This window comes from Rhizobium sp. BK376 (assembly GCF_004341625.1).
In the GTDB taxonomy this organism is placed as follows: Bacteria; Pseudomonadota; Alphaproteobacteria; order Rhizobiales; family Rhizobiaceae; genus Rhizobium.
Window position 1 is genome coordinate 296,647 of the sequence record NZ_SLZG01000002.1, and the last position, 16,193, is coordinate 312,839.

Below are 16,193 nucleotides of genomic sequence, written 5' to 3' on the forward strand. Positions count from 1 at the left end.
TCCTGACATGGAGAACGACCGGCTGATAGCGATTGATGATCCGGATGATCCCCGCATCGTCGAGTTCCGCGACATCCGCGAGCGTGACCTGACCGGACGCGAAGGCCGGTTCATTGCGGAAGGAACCGTTGTCCTGCGGCTGCTCGCCGATGCGCATTCGCGCCGGCGGGGTTTCGTGGCTGAAAAGCTGTTGCTCCTGCGCAATCGCGTGGCAGGTCTCGAAGAGATCATCGCAGCGTTTCCGCAGGACGTGCCGATCTATACGGCAGAAGCGCCTGTCATCGACGGCATTGTCGGCTTTCATCTGCATCGCGGCGTTCTGGCGCTTGGCAGGCGGACTGCCGAGGACAGTTTCGATGATTTTCTCGACCGTCTTCCGCCACAGTCCCTCGTGCTCGTGGGTTGCGGCATCTCCAACCATGACAATGTCGGTTCGATGTTCCGCAACGCTGCCGCCTTCGGCGCGGACGCAGTGCTGCTCGACGAGACTTCCTGCGACCCGCTCTATCGCAAGGCGCTGCGCGTTTCGGTGGGTTCGGTCCTGACCACGCCCTATTACCGGCAGGCCAATGCGCTCGATCTCCTCGCTGCGCTGGCCGCTCGCGGGTTTTCAATATGGAGCCTGTCGCCGCGCGGGAAAACGGATATCCGCGAAGTGCCCCCTTCGGGCCGCATGGCATTGGTGGTCGGAACCGAGGGCGAAGGGCTTCCGGAGGCTATCCTTGCCGCCTTCGGCAGCGCCCGGATTCCGCAAGCGCCCGGACTGGATAGCCTGAACGTCGCCACCGCAACCGGCATCGCCTTGTTCGAAATGGCCTCAGCGGCCGGGCGAATATAGGTCAGCGGTTCGGAAGCAGGTCGGCCACGCGCTGCGCGAGGCTGGTTCGCCCATCCTGGCCAGCCTCGATATTTTCCGGCAGAAGATTGCGAATGGCCGATTGCTCGCCTTCCTTCAGCGCAGTCAGCGCCACCATGTTGGCGGCGATGACGGCAATCTCCTCGCGCATGGCGTTGTCCTGGGCTGCGGAGCGTGATTTCAGCAGGCGGTCGGAGAGTGCCTTGCTGCGATTGCGCACATCGTCCGTCATCCTGGCAATCTCCGTCTCCACCTGACGTTCCGGCGCCGCGACAGCGGCAATGGTCGGGGTTTCCTTGCTCGTGTTTTCGGCAGGCTGCGGGCTGGGCTGCAGTTTCGCGAGCCTGGAAGAGGAGGGTCTCGGGATGCCGGCGGCGCGCAACGCGCGGCTCGCCTCCCGGGTTTCGGCGTTGGCCGCCTTCAGTTTTTCCTTAAGCCGTGCGACTTCGGCGAGACGGCGCTCGATGAGAGTTTCCCTGTCGGCATTGCCGGCAACCTCGCGGTTGAGCTTGTCTTCCAGCCGTGACGTCTTGTTTTCCTCCTGGCCGAGCCGCAATTCGGCATCCTTGGCGCGCTTGGTAACCAGGCTGACATCGTTGCGCAGCCCGTCGCGCTCGTCGCGCAAGGCGTTCATCCGGAACCGGAGATTCTCGATCTCGGTCTCGCGGGTGGCAAGGTCGATCTTCAGGTTGTCGGCATCCGCGGTTATCTTGGCAAGGCGGCGGCGCAGGGTCTCGATGTCGGATTCCTTTTCGGCATGCGCCTGCTCCGAAACACGAAGGCTGGCTTTCAGCTGGCTGATATAGCTTTCCTCGCGGCGCAGGCGGGAGCGCAGATTGCCGGCTTCCACGTCCATTTCGTCGATCTGCGACTGGAGGTCGGTGTTTTCGGATGCCAGCCGCCCGGCCTCCTTGATGAGCGTATCCTGGCGAAGCTGCAGGCTGACGGCCTTTTCGCGTTCCTGGGACAGGGCCTGCTCGGTCTTGGCATTTTCAGCGGCATAAAGGGCGCGCGCCATGTCCTTCTGGGCGCGCACTTCCTGCGGGCTCAGCGGCATGGTGGCTTTCAGTCGCTTTTCGGTGAACCAGACAATACGGCGATGGACCGCAGGCGCTATGAGGAAGACCAGAAAGATCGCGGTCAGGAAACCCAACCCGAACAGCAGAGCGAATTCAATCACAGGAGAGCCATCGTCTAACAGTTGATTCCGGTTCTAACAGCTCTCGATTAAACATGAGGCAGTGAGAGGGGCAAGCCTTTAAATGGGCGTAGCACTTGTTGTCTCAAGGCTGGCCCAAGCTCTGCGGCCTGGGCCAAATAGGAAATATCCTCAGAAGGGATTCCAGGTCGGGGTGCTGGTAACCTTTAGATAGCCGACGTTCAGGCCAAGGCGGGCGCCGATGCCGGTGCGGATCGGCACGATTAGCACATTGTCGTTCTTCAGCAGTGTCATGCCGACGCCGGCGACCATGAAGGCCTGGCCGCTGACGCCGCCGTAGCGGGCATAGAGCGCATTGGTCGAAGGAAGATCGTAGACGAGCATCATCACGCGCGTCCCCTGGCCGCCTGCATCCAGTCCGAGCGAGGGACCCTGCCAGTAAACGGGGTGCTCGCCGGCATTCTTGGTGTTCAGCTGGCCTTCGCCATAGGTGAGACCGGCGATGAAGGCGCCGGAGCCTTCCTGGCCGAGAATATAGCCGTTCGGCAGGCCATAGCGCTCGAAGGCGGTTTCCACCACCTTGGCAAGGCCGCCACTGGTGGAGCCGAAGAAGGCGTGACCCGAATCAACAATCTCCTGCATGGTGTACTGGCCGCTTGTCGCCGCCGAGGCCTGCCGCGGCGGGAGCGAAAAGCTCACAAACGCCAACAGGGCCAGAATCAGGCCCAGGCTCGAAATTCTCCGCGGAAATTGATGGCGCATAGTGTCACCCGTTCATCATGGTCGGTGCGATGAGTCGTCTGTTGCGACTGAGGTGCATTTTGCGGTCATCGTCTTAACAATGGGTTTACCAAATATGGTGTCATTATGACGCGCGATACACTGGCAATTGCAATGCTCGTGCAAACCTGCTGTGGCATCGTTTGGCGACAATTTCGTTTGCCCAGCATTCAGGAGACAATGAATGTCCAAGAATCCGAATCTCACTCTGGCAGGACCGGATCTGGCTGCGCTCCTTTGCAGCCGTGTTTGCCATGATGTCATTTCACCCGTTGGTGCAATCAACAACGGCCTTGAGCTCCTGGATGAAGGCGGCGCCGATGCCGACGCCATGGACCTCATCCGCACCAGCGCGCTCAACGCCTCTGTCCGGTTGAAATTTGCCCGCCTTGCCTTCGGCGCCTCCGGCTCGGTCGGCGCGTCGATCGATACGGGCGAAGCCGAACGCGCGGCCAAGGATTTCGCCGCCGCCGAAAAGAAGACGGAAGTCGTCTGGATCGGTCAGCGGGCGATCATTGCCAAGAACCGCGTCAAGCTGTTGCTCAACCTCTTTCTCGTCGCCTACGGGTCCATCCCTCGCGGCGGCACCATCGAAGTGACGATGGAAAATCCAGAATTCGATGCGACGTTCAAGATCGTTGCTCGTGGTCGCCTGATGCGGCTGCCGCCGAAATTCGTCGAGATATGCTCCGGTACCGTCGAAGAAGCAATCGATGCTCATTCCATCCAACCCTACTACACCGTCCTGCTGGCGGAAGAGAGCGGCATGGAACTGACTTACAATGCGACGGCGGAAGAGCTGATTTACACAGCTACGGTAAGCAATTCTTAGGTCATACGCGGCAAAATTGCGTCAATATCGGTAACGATTCCTTAGCCCGGCGTCATTATCGTCTCAGTTGAAGGCGGTGCTCGCCGGGACTTTACGGGCGGGCACAGAGGAGTGACTGATGCAAAGGTTCATGATTACTGATACCTCCGACGTTGTACGCAAGGTCGGCAAGCGTATCTTGTCCGAACTTGACTTTCTGGTCAGCGAAGCCTCCAACGCCCAGGAAGCCCTTGCTCGTTGCCAGATGGAACTTCCAGAATATCTGATCGTCGATGCCGGAATGGAAGGCGCGCTGGAGCTGATCGCCAACATCCGGGCGATGCCAAATGGCAAGGACGCCAAGATTTACTATTGCGTCGTCGAGGCCGATCTGAAGAAGCTCATGGCCGGCAAGCGCGCCGGAGCAACCGATTTCTTGTTGAAGCCGTTCGATCGCAAGATCCTGACGGCCGTGTTCGGGAACCGGGCAGTCGCGGCCTAAGGCCCAGTCGCATTTTATCGCAGATATAGCCGCGCGCAGCCGCCGTTTGACCGCACTGCACGCCTCTTGCACCATCCTCGGGCCTGTCCCGAGGGTCTATGACCGTTGATTTTATTGATATGTTGCAGATCCTCGGGATAAGGCCGAGGATGACGAACATATTGTGTGGACCCATGCAGAAGTGTTGGCTAGCTCGATGCGCACGGCAACTACCAGGCAAAAGAAAACCCGCCATAAAGGCGGGCTCTCGAAAAAGCGGCGGTGTCTGGGGTAGGCGGCGGTAGCTATCAGGCGGTTTCGGCGTATTCGGCGCCGTCGGGCTCGCGTAGCACATAGCCGCGGCCCCAGACGGTTTCGATGTAGTTCGCGCCGCCGGCAGCATTTGCGAGCTTCTTGCGGAGCTTGCAGATGAAGACGTCGATGATTTTCAGTTCGGGCTCGTCCATGCCGCCGTAGAGGTGGTTCAGGAACATTTCCTTGGTAAGGGTCGTACCCTTGCGGAGCGAAAGCAGCTCCAGCATCTGGTATTCCTTGCCGGTGAGGTGAACGCGCTGGCCACCAACTTCGACGGTCTTGGCGTCGAGGTTGACGATCAGTTCGCCGGTCATGATAACCGACTGGGCGTGACCCTTGGAGCGGCGGACGATAGCGTGGATGCGGGCGACCAGTTCATCCTTGTGGAAGGGCTTGGTCATGTAGTCGTCGGCGCCGAAGCCGAGACCGCGAACCTTGTCCTCGATTCCGGCCATGCCGGACAGGATAAGGATTGGCGTCTTTACCTTCGACAGGCGGAGCGTGCGGAGCACTTCGTAGCCGGACATGTCGGGAAGGTTAAGATCCAGGAGAATGATATCGTAATCGTAAAGCTTACCGAGATCGACGCCTTCTTCACCGAGATCGGTGGTGTAGACGTTAAAGCTTTCCGACTTGAGCATCAACTCGATGCTCTGCGCTGTCGCGCTGTCGTCTTCAATGAGTAGAACCCGCATAATTATCCCCTTTACCGCCGCCGAAAGGTCGTCAGCCCCTTTACGCGATACCGATCCAGTCACTACCTGATTTGGAAGCTGCCACGGAATGGTTAACAAATTCTGATTCACTCTGGCAAGATGTATCGAATTTATTAAATAATTTTTCCATTCCACTGTTTTCCAATGTGAATCAGCAAGTGCTATTCCTTAACCAACACCTTAAGAAAACGATCCAAACGATTCATTCGACTCATCAATGCCGTTGTATCGAAATCTGCTCGCTTCATTTACTGACCCTTAAAAGATCATGGCTATCATTAACGATGCCCGTAAACGAAAGGTTACCAGCGGTAGGTTTTTGTTAATGCCGCTGTAATTTTTTTAATCCAAGCCGTTTCAAAGCGGTGCGGAGGGCAATGTTGTAAGAGAGCCGGGGTCTCGCATCACGGGAGTAATGCGTATGAAGTCACGTGAGAGCCTAGTGCGCCTGAAGGAATTTCAGGTGAATGAAAAACGTCGCCAGCTGCAGCAACTGCAGATGATGATGGCGGAATTTGACCGGATGACCAAGGATCTGGAAAGCCAGATCGTCCTGGAAGAGAAGAAGTCCGGTATTTCCGACCCTAATCATTTTGCCTATCCGACCTTTGCAAAGGCTGCACGCCAGCGTGCCGACAACCTGCAAGTCTCGATACGGGAATTGCGGGCACAGGAAGAGGCGCTGGAAACAGCACTCGAGGAAATGCAGGCGGAATATGCCAAGGCGGCAGCCATCGAGGAGCGCGACGGGGGTGTAAGAGCGCGCGCCTGACTGGATTTTCCGTCGCCGGTGGCGGCGAAATTCCTGAAAAGCCGTGCATGACTGGCCATAAAGGCCGGCCATGCACGGCTTTTGGTGTTTTTCGGATGACGGGTTCAGTATTCAGCCGCTGATGACATCGCGCCAGTCTTCATGGCGTGCCGCCTGTGCCTTGAAGAACGGGCAGAGCGGGATGATCTTCCAGCCGCCACGCCTTGCTTCCTCGACTGCATGAAGGGCGAGCGCCTGGCCGACGCCTTTGCCGCGCAATGCATCGGGAACGCCGGTATGGTCTATAATGATCAGCTTCGGCGACGTCCGCGAATAGGTCATCTCGGCCTCGTGCCCGTCGATGGTCGCAACATAACGTCCGCCGGACCGGGTCTCTTCAAGTCTTATATCCATGATCTTTTCACCTTGGGATTCCAGACTTCAGCTTAACTTCACATGGCGAAGCATGGAAAGCTGATGTTCGCGCCCGGCTGGATTTACTAGCCTGAAACGAATTCCATTGCAGACGATTCTCGATAGGGGGATGGTTTCATGCGTCATTTGCAGGCCATTTTACTTGTGGCCGCGCCGTTCCTGCTCGCGCTCGGGCTCATCCTGCCGCTCGTGCGTTTCGAGAAGCTCTATTTTTTCAGCGAGACGCCGTCGCTTTTGGCCATCGTCCTATCGCTGTGGCAGACCGGCGATGGTTTTCTGGCAGGGATCGCCGCTCTCGTTTCGATCGCGTTGCCTCTTCTCAAGATGTTCAGTCTTGCGATCGAAGCGATATCCGACAGGGAAGGGGGAACCGGCACGTTCTTTTTCAATCATGTCGTACCGCAGCTATCCAGGTGGTCTATGATGGATGTGCTTTTGGTCGCGATCGTGATTGCCGCGGCAAAGACCAGCGGGCTTGCCAGCGCATTCACGCAGCCAGGCCTATGGTGCTATGCCGGTTCCACAATAATTTCGGGCCTTCTGCATTCCCTGCTCAGGAAAGCGTCCGGCCCGAAAAAATGAATTCATCAGTTGGTGAGAATTTCCATCAATGACGATATTGCTGGATGCGCGTCGTGCGCAAACCTGCAAGGCCATGGCTGCTGATGGAGGACTGCCAGGACAGGAATTCTTCAACTGTGAGCGTATAGCGCTCGCAGGCTTCTTCCAAGCTCAACAGGCCACCGCGAACCGCCGCAACAACCTCTGCCTTGCGACGGATCACCCAACGGCGCGTATTCGGCGGGGGCAGATCGGCAATCGTAAGCGGGCTGCCATCGGGGCCGATGACATATTTTACTCGGGGACGTATCATTTCGGTCATTGGGACTCTCTACACAACTCAAGACCACGTCCATCACTCTAGCTTGCCACATTTAAAAATTGACTAAGCGGTTAGTAAGACTTTGATAACAATTTTAAGCAGATGGCGTCGGGGCTGATTTGCCGGATCAAAAGAAGATCGTCAGCTTCCGTGCCGTGAATTTGAGTAAAATGCATGATAGGCATGCAAAAACGATGTTACAATCCTAAAGCGATCTAGACTATAAGGCAGACATTCAAGAACAAGTGTCGGTTTTCCGCTCTTATCGCGCCTTCTATCCAATCTCTTTTGCGTCGTTCCAGCCGTTTGTTTGGCCGGGCGATGTTTCGTTTTTGGTCGCTCGCGGAAAGACTTCGGCACCCGGAGTCCCATATGCCGAAGTATGAAAGCGCGGTTCGCCGCGCGCCGCGTGGCAAAGAACCGTCGCCCGAACCTTTGACGACTCACGCCGAGTTGCTTGGCGGGGCCGTCGCCAGAGCGGGTTTCGATTACTATTTGATGGCCCGCTTTCCGCGGGGAGACAGTGTCGGCTTTGCCGATAACCAGATCGCCTGCAATTGGCCGCGGGAACTTGTCGAACATTATTCAAGCAGCGATGTGTTTCACTGCAGCCGGCTCGTATCCGCACTTAAATATACGAACATGCCTGTCTTCTGCGAGGGCGGCGGATTTGCAAGTGCGGCTGCGAACCACGAGAGCAGGGCACTGACCGGCTGGTTTATGGATCGCGGTTTGCGAACGACTTTTGCCTTCAGCCTGCACGATGCAGCATTGCGTCACTACATCTTCGCCTTCTCGGGCAAACGCGCGAAACTCTCTGACAGGGAGAGCATGGAGCTTGTCTACGGCGCGATGCAGATCCTGCATGCTTTCGCTCGCGATCTCGATGACGGCGATGGACCGGCAGAGCAACTGAGCAAACGGGAAATCGAATGTCTGCGCTGGTCGGCTGCCGGCAAGAGCAGCGAAGAGATCGCAATCATTCTCGATCTCTCGTCGCATACCGTCGCCAGCTACCTGAAGAGCGCGATGCGAAAGCTCGACTCGGTCAATAGAATGCAGGCGGTCGCCCGCGCTTTCCGGTACAGGCTGATATAGCGATCCGATCCTGAGGCGGCGCCGACGGTTAGAAACCGTTGCCGCCGCGCATTTCGGAGATGAATGTGCCGACGATGATCCGGATATCCAGGAAGACCGAGAAGTTCTCGACATAGAATAGATCGCTGGCAATGCGCGCCCGGGCTTTTGCGGCACGATCCGTGGGGCCGCGCAGCCCGCGCATCTGGGCAAGACCCGTGATTCCCGGCCGCACAAGATGGCGGTAGTGGTATTCGGGAACCAGTTCCTCATAGACCATTCCTGCCGCCAGCATGCCGATAGCATGGCAGCGAGGTCCGACCAGCGACATATCCCCCTTCAGCACGTTCAGGAGCTGAGGCAGTTCATCAAGATTGGTTCGGCGCAGGATCGCACCGATACGGGTGATGCGCGGGTCGTTCTGCACGGTCTGGGCTACGCCGGATGCGTCGCACATATCGGTGCGCATCGAGCGGAATTTATACACCCTAATTTTTGTGCAGTTTTTGCCCCAGCGAACCTGGGTGAACAGCACCGGGCCGGGGCTGTCGATGCGAATCAACAGAGCAATTGCAGCAAAAAAAGGCAGAAGAATAATGAGGGCGCTCAAAGAAGCGGCAATGTCTATCGTACGCTTGAGGAAATGTTGAAGCGGGCGAGGCTTGCTGTTGGGGACGCGAATGATCCCAGATGAGGCCGAGCGACCAAGAAAGCGATTGCGCTCAATTTCGAATGCGCCACCGGGAATACTGTTATGTAAGTCCGTGATGCTCAAAATCTTGGCTCTTAATTCTGTTGGAGACCTAATGCTTAAACTTAAATATTCATTAAGTCATTCAAGCAGCTTTGTCACTATGTAGCTTAACGATTGGTTAATCGCATAAAAGCACGCATTTGCAACAATAGTATCACGTTACCCCACAAAGTTCATTGCGCTGCAGTAACGCCTTTGCTGCAAATGCGTTATGTAGCTGATTTCCCGAGAAATTTGAGATTTTTGAAAAAGAGTTCAACTTGGTTGAACTTCATCCACAGCGTTTCCGCATATCTGGGTTGCAATTCATGCATGTTTCCAAATAGAACAAAGAACTACTCCCTTTGGGCTATTGTTTCTAAAGCAAAAGGGCGACGATCTCCGTCTTGCCGTTACCGAATTCCACTTGCGCCGTTCCGGAATAAAGCAGGGTCAAGCCATCGCCCGCGGTCAGAAAGGCTAGTCCTGCCGCGGTCTGACGCTCCGGCCCGGATAGGGCAGGCGAAGTAACCATCGCCAGCGTTACGGAACCATTTGCAAGAAGACTGATGGAATGACCGCCGGAGGAGACGACGCTGGCGGAGAGCAGCAGCAGATAAATTCCGCTGGCCGGCACCACGAGGCTATGTCCCCCGCCGCTGCCGACCGCATCCCCGAGCGAAAAGCCGCCTTGTACTATGCCTGGATCGCCAAAGCCGGTCTGGCTGCCGCTTGCGGGCGATGAGGTCCCTGATGGAGGCGAGGCTCGCACAAGGGGCTTGCCGGGCGTGGTGACGACGCCTTGTGGCGAGATGGCAAGTCCTGTTTGCCAGGCGCTGCCGTCGGGGCTAACCTTGATGGCGAAATCGTCGTTGCCGGCAAGTCCCATTTCGGCTCGCCCCGACCATGCCGTCTGGAAGAGAAGGGATGCCGTATCGGCCGGCGCCGCCTTATTGATCTTGATCTGATGCCCGTTTCCGACGTGGCTGAAAAGGCTGGCGGGCGAGGCGACCGCCAGCCTGTTGGTCTCATCGGCCGTCGCATTTATCCCGAGCTTGGGCATTGAATCGGAGGAGGGCGGGTTGATCTCCGTCCATGCGCCGCCTGTCAGCACGCGAAGCTGCGCCTCGGACAGGAACCATGCCTGCCAGCCCTCCCGAGGCTCGATGAGGATCCAAGCGCCGTCCTGCCGGAAGGCGATCGATCCGGATTTGCCGGACCACGGTCCGGTCGATGCCGCAGCGATCAGATAGCAATCGCCTTCGACCGGGGCATCCGGGGGTGCGGAAAGCTCGGCCGATATGACTAGTTGCACGACGGCGTCGAGCCGCTGCAAAGCCTCGTTGTGGGTGACATGCTTCTGCGCCTGGGAGGGTAGGATGTAGGGCAGGGCAAGATTGACGGTTTCTTCGGACACAGGCGTTCTCCCGCTTGGCGGCAGGCAAGCGCCGATATGCGGGCCGAACCATGCCGTTGTTTCGCCACGAGTTTAGGTGGGGCGAAACGAGCGGGGAAAAATCGGCGGTGTAGTGCTTGAATTCGTTCGGCTTTACGCCATTCTCATGCCACAGCGGCGCTCTTGCCGCCCCAGCAGATGAAGCTGGGATTGGCGAAATCGGCGTCATGTGATTGATCCGTCTTGCCGTAACGCAGCGGCTGGCCATCCGTCATCACGGTAGTGCCGCCGGCGGCACGCAACACTGCGTCGCCCGCTGCGGTATCCCATTCCATCGTGCGGCTGAAGCGCGGATAGACGTCCGCCTTGCCTTCCGCAAGGAGGCAGAATTTCAGGGAAGAACCGATCGAGGTGCAGGCGCTTACCGCATTCTCCGCCAGGAAGTCGTCGGTGCGGGCGTTGCCGTTGCATCGACTTGCCAGCGCCAGCAGATTTTCCGGCCGTTCCCGGACGCGGATCGGAAGGCGTTCCGTGATTTGGAAATCTTTCCCGACCACCAGCCGCTCCGCCTTCCGGTCGTCGGCCACGAAGGCAACTCCGATTGCGGGTGCGTAGACGATGCCGGCTACGGGAATGCCGTCCTTTATATAGGCGATGTTGACCGTGAACTCGTCGCGATGCTCGACGAATTCACGCGTGCCATCCAGGGGATCGACGAGAAAGAAGGACTTGCCTCGTACATCGGGAACATGTCCGGCAGAGACTGATTCTTCCGCGATGACGGGGATGTCGGGAAATTCCCTGGAGAGATGAGCGAGAATGATCTGCTCGGCGCGTTCGTCAGCAATCGTGACCGGCGACAGATCCTGCTTGAGCGACACGGCACAGTCGGACCGGTAGACCCTAAGAATGGCCTTGCCCGCTTCCAATGCAGCCTGTTCGAATGTCTCGAGCATATTCCGGTCGTCTCTCCGCAGCAACTAAGCTTTCAATCTACACTAATCCTGCAATGCAGTATTTAAGAAGTCTTAACCGATAAGTTTAGGTCGTGGTTGCATCACATTTACCCTGTCTAGCCGCTGAAACGTGATTTCGCAATTGGCGACCCTTTGCCTGCTCTATTGGTCGCATCCACGATGCCCGCACTCTCGCGCTTCGGTTAAATTCATCTGCCGATTCAGCATATTCACAATAAACGAAATCACGTCTCATCCGGCCAAATTAGTGTCCTTTACGGGCTTGTCGTTTTTATTGCATGTGCGAATGTGTGCGCCGTTTGATACTAGGGCCTTTGCATGCGCTATTCCGCTTTTTCCATCCTGAAGAATGCGTTTTCCGGAAATCGTAACTGGGAGCCGGTCTGGCGAACGCCGGAACCGAAGCCGCATTATGACGTGATCATCGTCGGCGGCGGGGGGCATGGGCTGGCGACAGCCTATTATCTCGCCAAGGAATTCGGCATCACCAATGTCGCGGTTCTGGAGAAGAGCTATCTCGGCTCCGGCAATGTCGGCCGCAACACGACGATCATCCGTTCCAACTATATGCTGCCGGGCAACGAGCCTTTCTACGAATTTTCCATGCAGCTCTGGGAAGGGCTGGAGCAGGACTTCAACTACAATGCGATGGTCTCGCAGCGTGGCGTCCTCAACCTCTTCCATTCGGATGGCCAGCGCGATGCCTATGCGCGACGCGGCAATGCGATGAAAATGCATGGGGTAGATGCCGATTTGCTGGACCGGGAGCAGGTGCGCAGGATGGCTCCTTATCTAAATTTCGATCACGCGCGCTTCCCGATCATGGGCGGCCTCCTGCAGAAGCGCGGCGGCACGGCCCGCCACGATGCAGTCGCCTGGGGTTATGCCCGCGGCGCCGACATGCGCGGCGTCGACCTCATCCAGCAATGTGAAGTGACAGGCATCCGCCGCGAAAACGGCCGCGTCACCGGCGTCGAGACGACCCGTGGCTTCATCGGCTGCAACAAGCTGGGTCTTGCCGCTGCCGGCAACACCTCGACGCTCGGCCGCATGGCGGATCTGGAGCTGCCGATCGAAACCCATGTGCTGCAGGCCTTCGTGTCGGAGGGGCTGAAGCCCGTCATCGACAACGTCATCACCTACGGTGCCGGCCATTTCTACATCTCGCAGTCCGACAAGGGCGGCTTGGTCTTCGGCGCGGATATCGATTACTACAGCTCCTACGCCCAGCGCGGAAACCTCGCCACCGTCGAGCATACGATCGAGGAGGGGGTGGCGCTCATTCCTGGCCTGTCGCGCGTCCGCGTGCTGCGCACCTGGGGTGGCGTCATGGACATGAGCATGGACGGCTCGCCGATCATCGACCGGACGCCGATCGATAACCTCTATCTGAATTGCGGCTGGTGCTACGGCGGCTTCAAGGCGACGCCCGCCTCCGGCTTCTGTTTCGCGCACCTGATCGCCAACAACGATTCCCATCATGTCAGCCGACTGCTCCGTCTCGACCGTTTCCAGCGCGGTTTCCCGATCGACGAGAGCGGCAAGGGCCCGCAGCCGAACCTGCATTGAGGCAATAGAGTCATGGCAAGTCTGATTAACTGTCCGCATTGCGGCGTCCGTCCGAAAGAAGAATTCTCGATCCGCGGCGATGCATCCGTCGAGCGCCCCGCACCGGCTGCTCCCGATGAAGACTGGCATCGCTACGTCCACATCCGTGACAATCCGCGTGGCCGCTATCTCGAGCATTGGCACCACACGTCAGGCTGCCGCCGCTGGCTGGTCGTCGACCGCAGCAATGTGACCCATGAAGTCTTCTCTGTCGTCGATGCCGCCGACAAGGCGCGGGAGAATGCGCAATGACCGCCTATCGTCTGTCCTCCGGCGGTCTTGTCAATCGCGGCCGGCCGCTCTCCTTCTCGTTCGACGGCAAGGAGATGAAGGGTTTCGACGGCGACACGCTGGCCGCGGCACTGCTTGCCAACGACCAGCTGCTCGTCGGCCGCAGCTTCAAGTATCACCGGCCGCGCGGCATCGTGACCGCAGGCTCCGCCGAGCCGAATGCGCTGGTTACGATCGGCAAGGATGGCCGCACCGAGCCGAACACGCGCGCTACCGTCGCCGAGCTCTACCAGGGCATGACCGCCGTCAGCCAGAACCGCTGGCCGTCGTTGAAATATGACGTCGGCTCGGTCAACAGCCTGTTGTCACCCTTCCTCGGTGCAGGCTTCTACTACAAGACCTTCATGTGGCCGGCAGCCTTCTGGGAAAGGGTCTACGAGCCCTTCATCCGTCGCGCCGCAGGTCTCGGCAAGGCCGTGATGCAGGCGGATCCGGATCGCTATGAGAAGGCCTGGGCGCATTGCGACCTGCTGGTGATCGGCTCCGGCCCGACCGGATTGATGGCAGCGCTGGTTGCGGCGCGCGCCGGGCTTCGGGTGATCCTGGCCGATGAAGGTTTCCGTCTCGGCGGTTCGCTGCTTTCGGAAAAGGTTTCGATCGGCGGGACTGCCGCTGACGCGTTCGTGCAGGCGACGCTGGAGGAGCTTTCGAGCTTTACCAACGTGACGCTGATGCCGCGCACGACGGTTTTCGGCTGGTACGACGACAATGTCTTCGGCGCCGTCGAAAAGGTTCAGAAGCATGTCGCCATGCCATCCCCTGAACTGCCGGTCGAGCGGCTCTGGCGCATCATTACCAAGCGCGCGATTCTGGCGACCGGTGCCGAAGAGCGGCCGCTTGTCTTCGGCGGCAACGACCGCCCCGGCGTGATGATGGCAGGCGCAATGCGCAGCTATCTCAACCGTTACGGCGTCGTTGCCGGCAAGAGCGTCGCGATCTTCACCAATGGCGGTTCCGGCTATCGCACTGCGCAGGACCTTGTCGCCCAGGACGTCGACATTGCGGCCATCATCGATACGCGCAATGCCGTTCCCGAAACTGCGCCAAAGAACGTTCGCGTCATTCATGGTGGCACGATTTCGGCCACCAAGGGCGGGCAGCGAATCAAGGGCTTGCTGGCGGACCGCGGTGGCCTCGACGAGGTCATCTCCTGCGACGCGCTTGCGATGTCAGGTGGCTGGTCGCCGATCATCCATCTTGCCTGCCAGCGCGGCGCCAAGCCGGTCTGGTCGGACGAGAAGCAGGCCTTCATGGCGCCATCAGTCGGCGGCGAGCTGGAGGTCGCAGGGTCTGCGGCGGGCATCGAGAGCATCTCGGGATGCCTGAGGGACGGTGCGGACAAGGCTGCGCGCATTGCCGCGAGCCTCGGCGTGACAGCCGCCGCATTCGAAACGCCTGAGGTCGAGGGCGAGTATGATCCGGCATTCGCGGCGATGTGGCATGTGCCCGGCGCCAAGGACAAGGCTTTCATCGACTTCCAGAACGACGTGCATTCCAAGGATCTGAGCGCTGCCCTGCGCGAAGGTTTCGGGCATATCGAGCACGCCAAGCGCTATACGACGAACGGCATGGCGACCGATCAGGGCAAGCTCGGCAATGTCAACGCTGCCGGCATCATCGCGGGCATGCGCGGCGTCAGCCCGGCTGCCGTCGGCACCACGACATTCCGGCCCTTCTACACGCCCGTCTCCTTCGGGGCGATGGCGGGCACGGCGCGCGGCAAGCATGCGCGCCCGACACGCGAATCGCCGTTGCATGGCTGGGCGAAGAAGAACGGCGCCGTTTTCGTCGAGGCCGGCTTCTGGTATCGCTCCTCCTGGTTCCCGCGCGCTGGCGAAAAGACTTGGCGCGAAAGCGTCGACCGCGAAGTGTTGAACGTCCGTGCCAATGTCGGCATCTGCGATGTCTCTACCCTCGGCAAGATCGAGGTCTTCGGCACCGATGCCGCCGAGTTCCTCAACCGTCTCTACACCAATGCCTTCCTGAAGCTTTCGGTCGGCAAGGCGCGCTATGGGCTGATGCTGCGCGAAGACGGTTTCGTCTTCGACGACGGCACGACCAGCCGCCTGTCCGAGAACCATTTCTTCGTCACCACGACGACGGCCTATGCCGGCGAGGTCATGACGCATATGGAATTCTGCGCCCAGACTCTCTGGCCGGATCTCGACGTGCGCTTCGTCTCCTCCTCGGATCAATGGGCGCAGATGTCGATCGCCGGGCCGAAGGCACGGCTGGTGCTGGAGCAGGTGGTCGAGGATGATATCTCGAATGCGGCATTCCCGTTCCTGGCGGCAGCGCCTGTGACGCTGAAGGGCGGCCTCAAGGCGCGCCTGTTCCGCATCTCCTTCTCCGGCGAGCTTGCCTACGAACTGGCGGTTCCGGCCGGTTACGGCGAGGCGGTGGCGGATGCGATCATGGAAGCCGGAAAGGCGCATGATATCTGCGCTTACGGCGTCGAGGCGCTGAACGTCATGCGCATCGAGAAGGGCCATGTCACCCATTCCGAACTGGACGGCCGTACGACGCCCGACGATATCGGTCTGGGACGGATGATGTCGCAGCAGAAGCAGGATTTCATCGGCAAGCGCCTGTCCAGCCGTTTTGGCCTGACGGCTGCCGATCGCGGCCAGCTCGTCGGCCTCAAGCCGATCGACCAAGCGAAGATTTTCAAGGCAGGCGCGCATCTCTTGAAGGAGGGCGCAAAGCCTTCGACGGCGGCAGATCAGGGGCACGTTTCCTCGGTCTGCTTCTCGCCGGTGCTCGGCCATTCGGTCGCGCTCGCCTTCCTGAAATCAGGCCGCGAACGGCTGGGCGAGAAGATCGTCGTCTGGGACGGGCTTCGCGGCGAGGAGATCGCCGCAGAAGTCTGCAGCCCTGTTTTCGTCGATCCCGATAACAAGAAGCTGCATCTTTAAGGAGCCGGC

The 16,193-nt window shown here is 58.9% G+C and carries 17 protein-coding genes; 9 read left to right on the forward strand and 8 right to left on the reverse strand.

Features of this window, described 5'->3' with window-relative positions; all coding sequences use genetic code 11:
* Positions 1-7: 7 nt before the first annotated feature.
* A complete protein-coding gene (locus EV561_RS05950) occupies positions 8-838 on the forward strand; it encodes an RNA methyltransferase (RefSeq protein ID WP_132518628.1) in 831 nt (276 codons plus the stop codon).
* Position 839: 1 nt separating this feature from the next.
* On the opposite strand, the gene EV561_RS05955 is transcribed toward EV561_RS05950, so the two are convergent.
* Entirely contained in the window at positions 840-2,036 is a 1,197-nt protein-coding gene (locus EV561_RS05955) for a hypothetical protein (protein WP_132518630.1), read from the reverse strand.
* 150 nt (positions 2,037-2,186) lie between these two features.
* Positions 2,187-2,777: an EipA family protein gene (locus EV561_RS05960; protein WP_132518632.1), complete on the reverse strand. Its 591-nt coding sequence runs from the start codon at positions 2,775-2,777 to the stop codon at positions 2,187-2,189.
* Between the two features lie 202 nt (positions 2,778-2,979).
* Between EV561_RS05960 and EV561_RS05965 the strand changes: the two genes are divergently transcribed.
* Together EV561_RS05965 and EV561_RS05970 are read left to right on the forward strand one after the other, a co-directional pair.
* Positions 2,980-3,627, forward strand: coding sequence for a histidine phosphotransferase family protein (locus EV561_RS05965; protein WP_132518634.1), 648 nt, complete (start codon positions 2,980-2,982; stop codon positions 3,625-3,627).
* Positions 3,628-3,745: 118 nt separating this feature from the next.
* Positions 3,746-4,108: a response regulator gene (locus EV561_RS05970; RefSeq protein WP_132518636.1), complete on the forward strand. Its 363-nt coding sequence runs from the start codon at positions 3,746-3,748 to the stop codon at positions 4,106-4,108.
* Between the two features lie 287 nt (positions 4,109-4,395).
* On the opposite strand, the gene ctrA is transcribed toward EV561_RS05970, so the two are convergent.
* Positions 4,396-5,097: a cell cycle two-component system response regulator CtrA gene (ctrA, locus tag EV561_RS05975; protein WP_003542362.1), complete on the reverse strand. Its 702-nt coding sequence runs from the start codon at positions 5,095-5,097 to the stop codon at positions 4,396-4,398.
* 442 nt (positions 5,098-5,539) lie between these two features.
* On the opposite strand from ctrA, the gene EV561_RS05980 reads away from it, so the two are divergent.
* Positions 5,540-5,890: a flagellar export protein FliJ gene (locus EV561_RS05980; RefSeq protein ID WP_132518638.1), complete on the forward strand. Its 351-nt coding sequence runs from the start codon at positions 5,540-5,542 to the stop codon at positions 5,888-5,890.
* A gap of 111 nt (positions 5,891-6,001) precedes the next feature.
* Here EV561_RS05980 and EV561_RS05985 read toward each other — a convergent pair whose 3' ends face one another.
* A complete protein-coding gene (locus EV561_RS05985; RefSeq protein WP_132518640.1) occupies positions 6,002-6,283 on the reverse strand; it encodes a GNAT family N-acetyltransferase in 282 nt (93 codons plus the stop codon).
* 138 nt (positions 6,284-6,421) lie between these two features.
* Here EV561_RS05985 and EV561_RS05990 point away from each other — a divergent pair, with 138 nt between their 5' ends.
* Positions 6,422-6,886, forward strand: coding sequence for a paraquat-inducible protein A (locus EV561_RS05990; RefSeq protein ID WP_132518642.1), 465 nt, complete (start codon positions 6,422-6,424; stop codon positions 6,884-6,886).
* A gap of 25 nt (positions 6,887-6,911) precedes the next feature.
* Here EV561_RS05990 and EV561_RS05995 read toward each other — a convergent pair whose 3' ends face one another.
* A complete protein-coding gene (locus EV561_RS05995; RefSeq protein WP_034476390.1) occupies positions 6,912-7,187 on the reverse strand; it encodes a DUF1153 domain-containing protein in 276 nt (91 codons plus the stop codon).
* Between the two features lie 372 nt (positions 7,188-7,559).
* On the opposite strand from EV561_RS05995, the gene EV561_RS06000 reads away from it, so the two are divergent.
* On the forward strand, positions 7,560-8,285 hold the full coding sequence (locus tag EV561_RS06000; protein WP_132518644.1) for a LuxR family transcriptional regulator: 726 nt from the start codon (positions 7,560-7,562) through the stop codon (positions 8,283-8,285).
* Positions 8,286-8,313: 28 nt separating this feature from the next.
* Here the strand turns inward: EV561_RS06000 and EV561_RS06005 are convergent, their stop codons facing one another.
* The 3 genes from EV561_RS06005 to cysQ all read right to left on the reverse strand — a co-directional run bounded on the left by EV561_RS06005 (position 8,314) and on the right by cysQ (position 11,349).
* The gene (locus EV561_RS06005; RefSeq protein ID WP_281024834.1) at positions 8,314-8,949 is read right to left on the reverse strand and encodes a sugar transferase; all 636 of its coding nucleotides are present in this window, start codon (positions 8,947-8,949) and stop codon (positions 8,314-8,316) included.
* Positions 8,950-9,376: 427 nt separating this feature from the next.
* Positions 9,377-10,414: a DUF2793 domain-containing protein gene (locus EV561_RS06010; RefSeq protein WP_132518648.1), complete on the reverse strand. Its 1,038-nt coding sequence runs from the start codon at positions 10,412-10,414 to the stop codon at positions 9,377-9,379.
* Between the two features lie 143 nt (positions 10,415-10,557).
* Entirely contained in the window at positions 10,558-11,349 is a 792-nt protein-coding gene (gene cysQ, locus EV561_RS06015; protein WP_132518650.1) for a 3'(2'),5'-bisphosphate nucleotidase CysQ, read from the reverse strand.
* A 339-nt stretch (positions 11,350-11,688) separates the two neighbouring features.
* On the opposite strand from cysQ, the gene EV561_RS06020 reads away from it, so the two are divergent.
* The 3 genes from EV561_RS06020 to EV561_RS06030 are packed head-to-tail and all read left to right on the forward strand — an operon-like array spanning position 11,689 to position 16,184.
* Positions 11,689-12,939, forward strand: a complete 1,251-nt coding sequence (locus EV561_RS06020; RefSeq protein WP_132518652.1) for a sarcosine oxidase subunit beta family protein — start codon at positions 11,689-11,691, stop codon at positions 12,937-12,939.
* 12 nt (positions 12,940-12,951) lie between these two features.
* Positions 12,952-13,230, forward strand: coding sequence for a sarcosine oxidase subunit delta (locus EV561_RS06025; protein ID WP_132518654.1), 279 nt, complete (start codon positions 12,952-12,954; stop codon positions 13,228-13,230).
* On the forward strand, positions 13,227-16,184 hold the full coding sequence (locus EV561_RS06030; RefSeq protein ID WP_132518656.1) for a sarcosine oxidase subunit alpha family protein: 2,958 nt from the start codon (positions 13,227-13,229) through the stop codon (positions 16,182-16,184). Before EV561_RS06025 ends, EV561_RS06030 begins: the two co-directional genes overlap by 4 nt.
* Positions 16,185-16,193 lie beyond the last annotated feature (9 nt).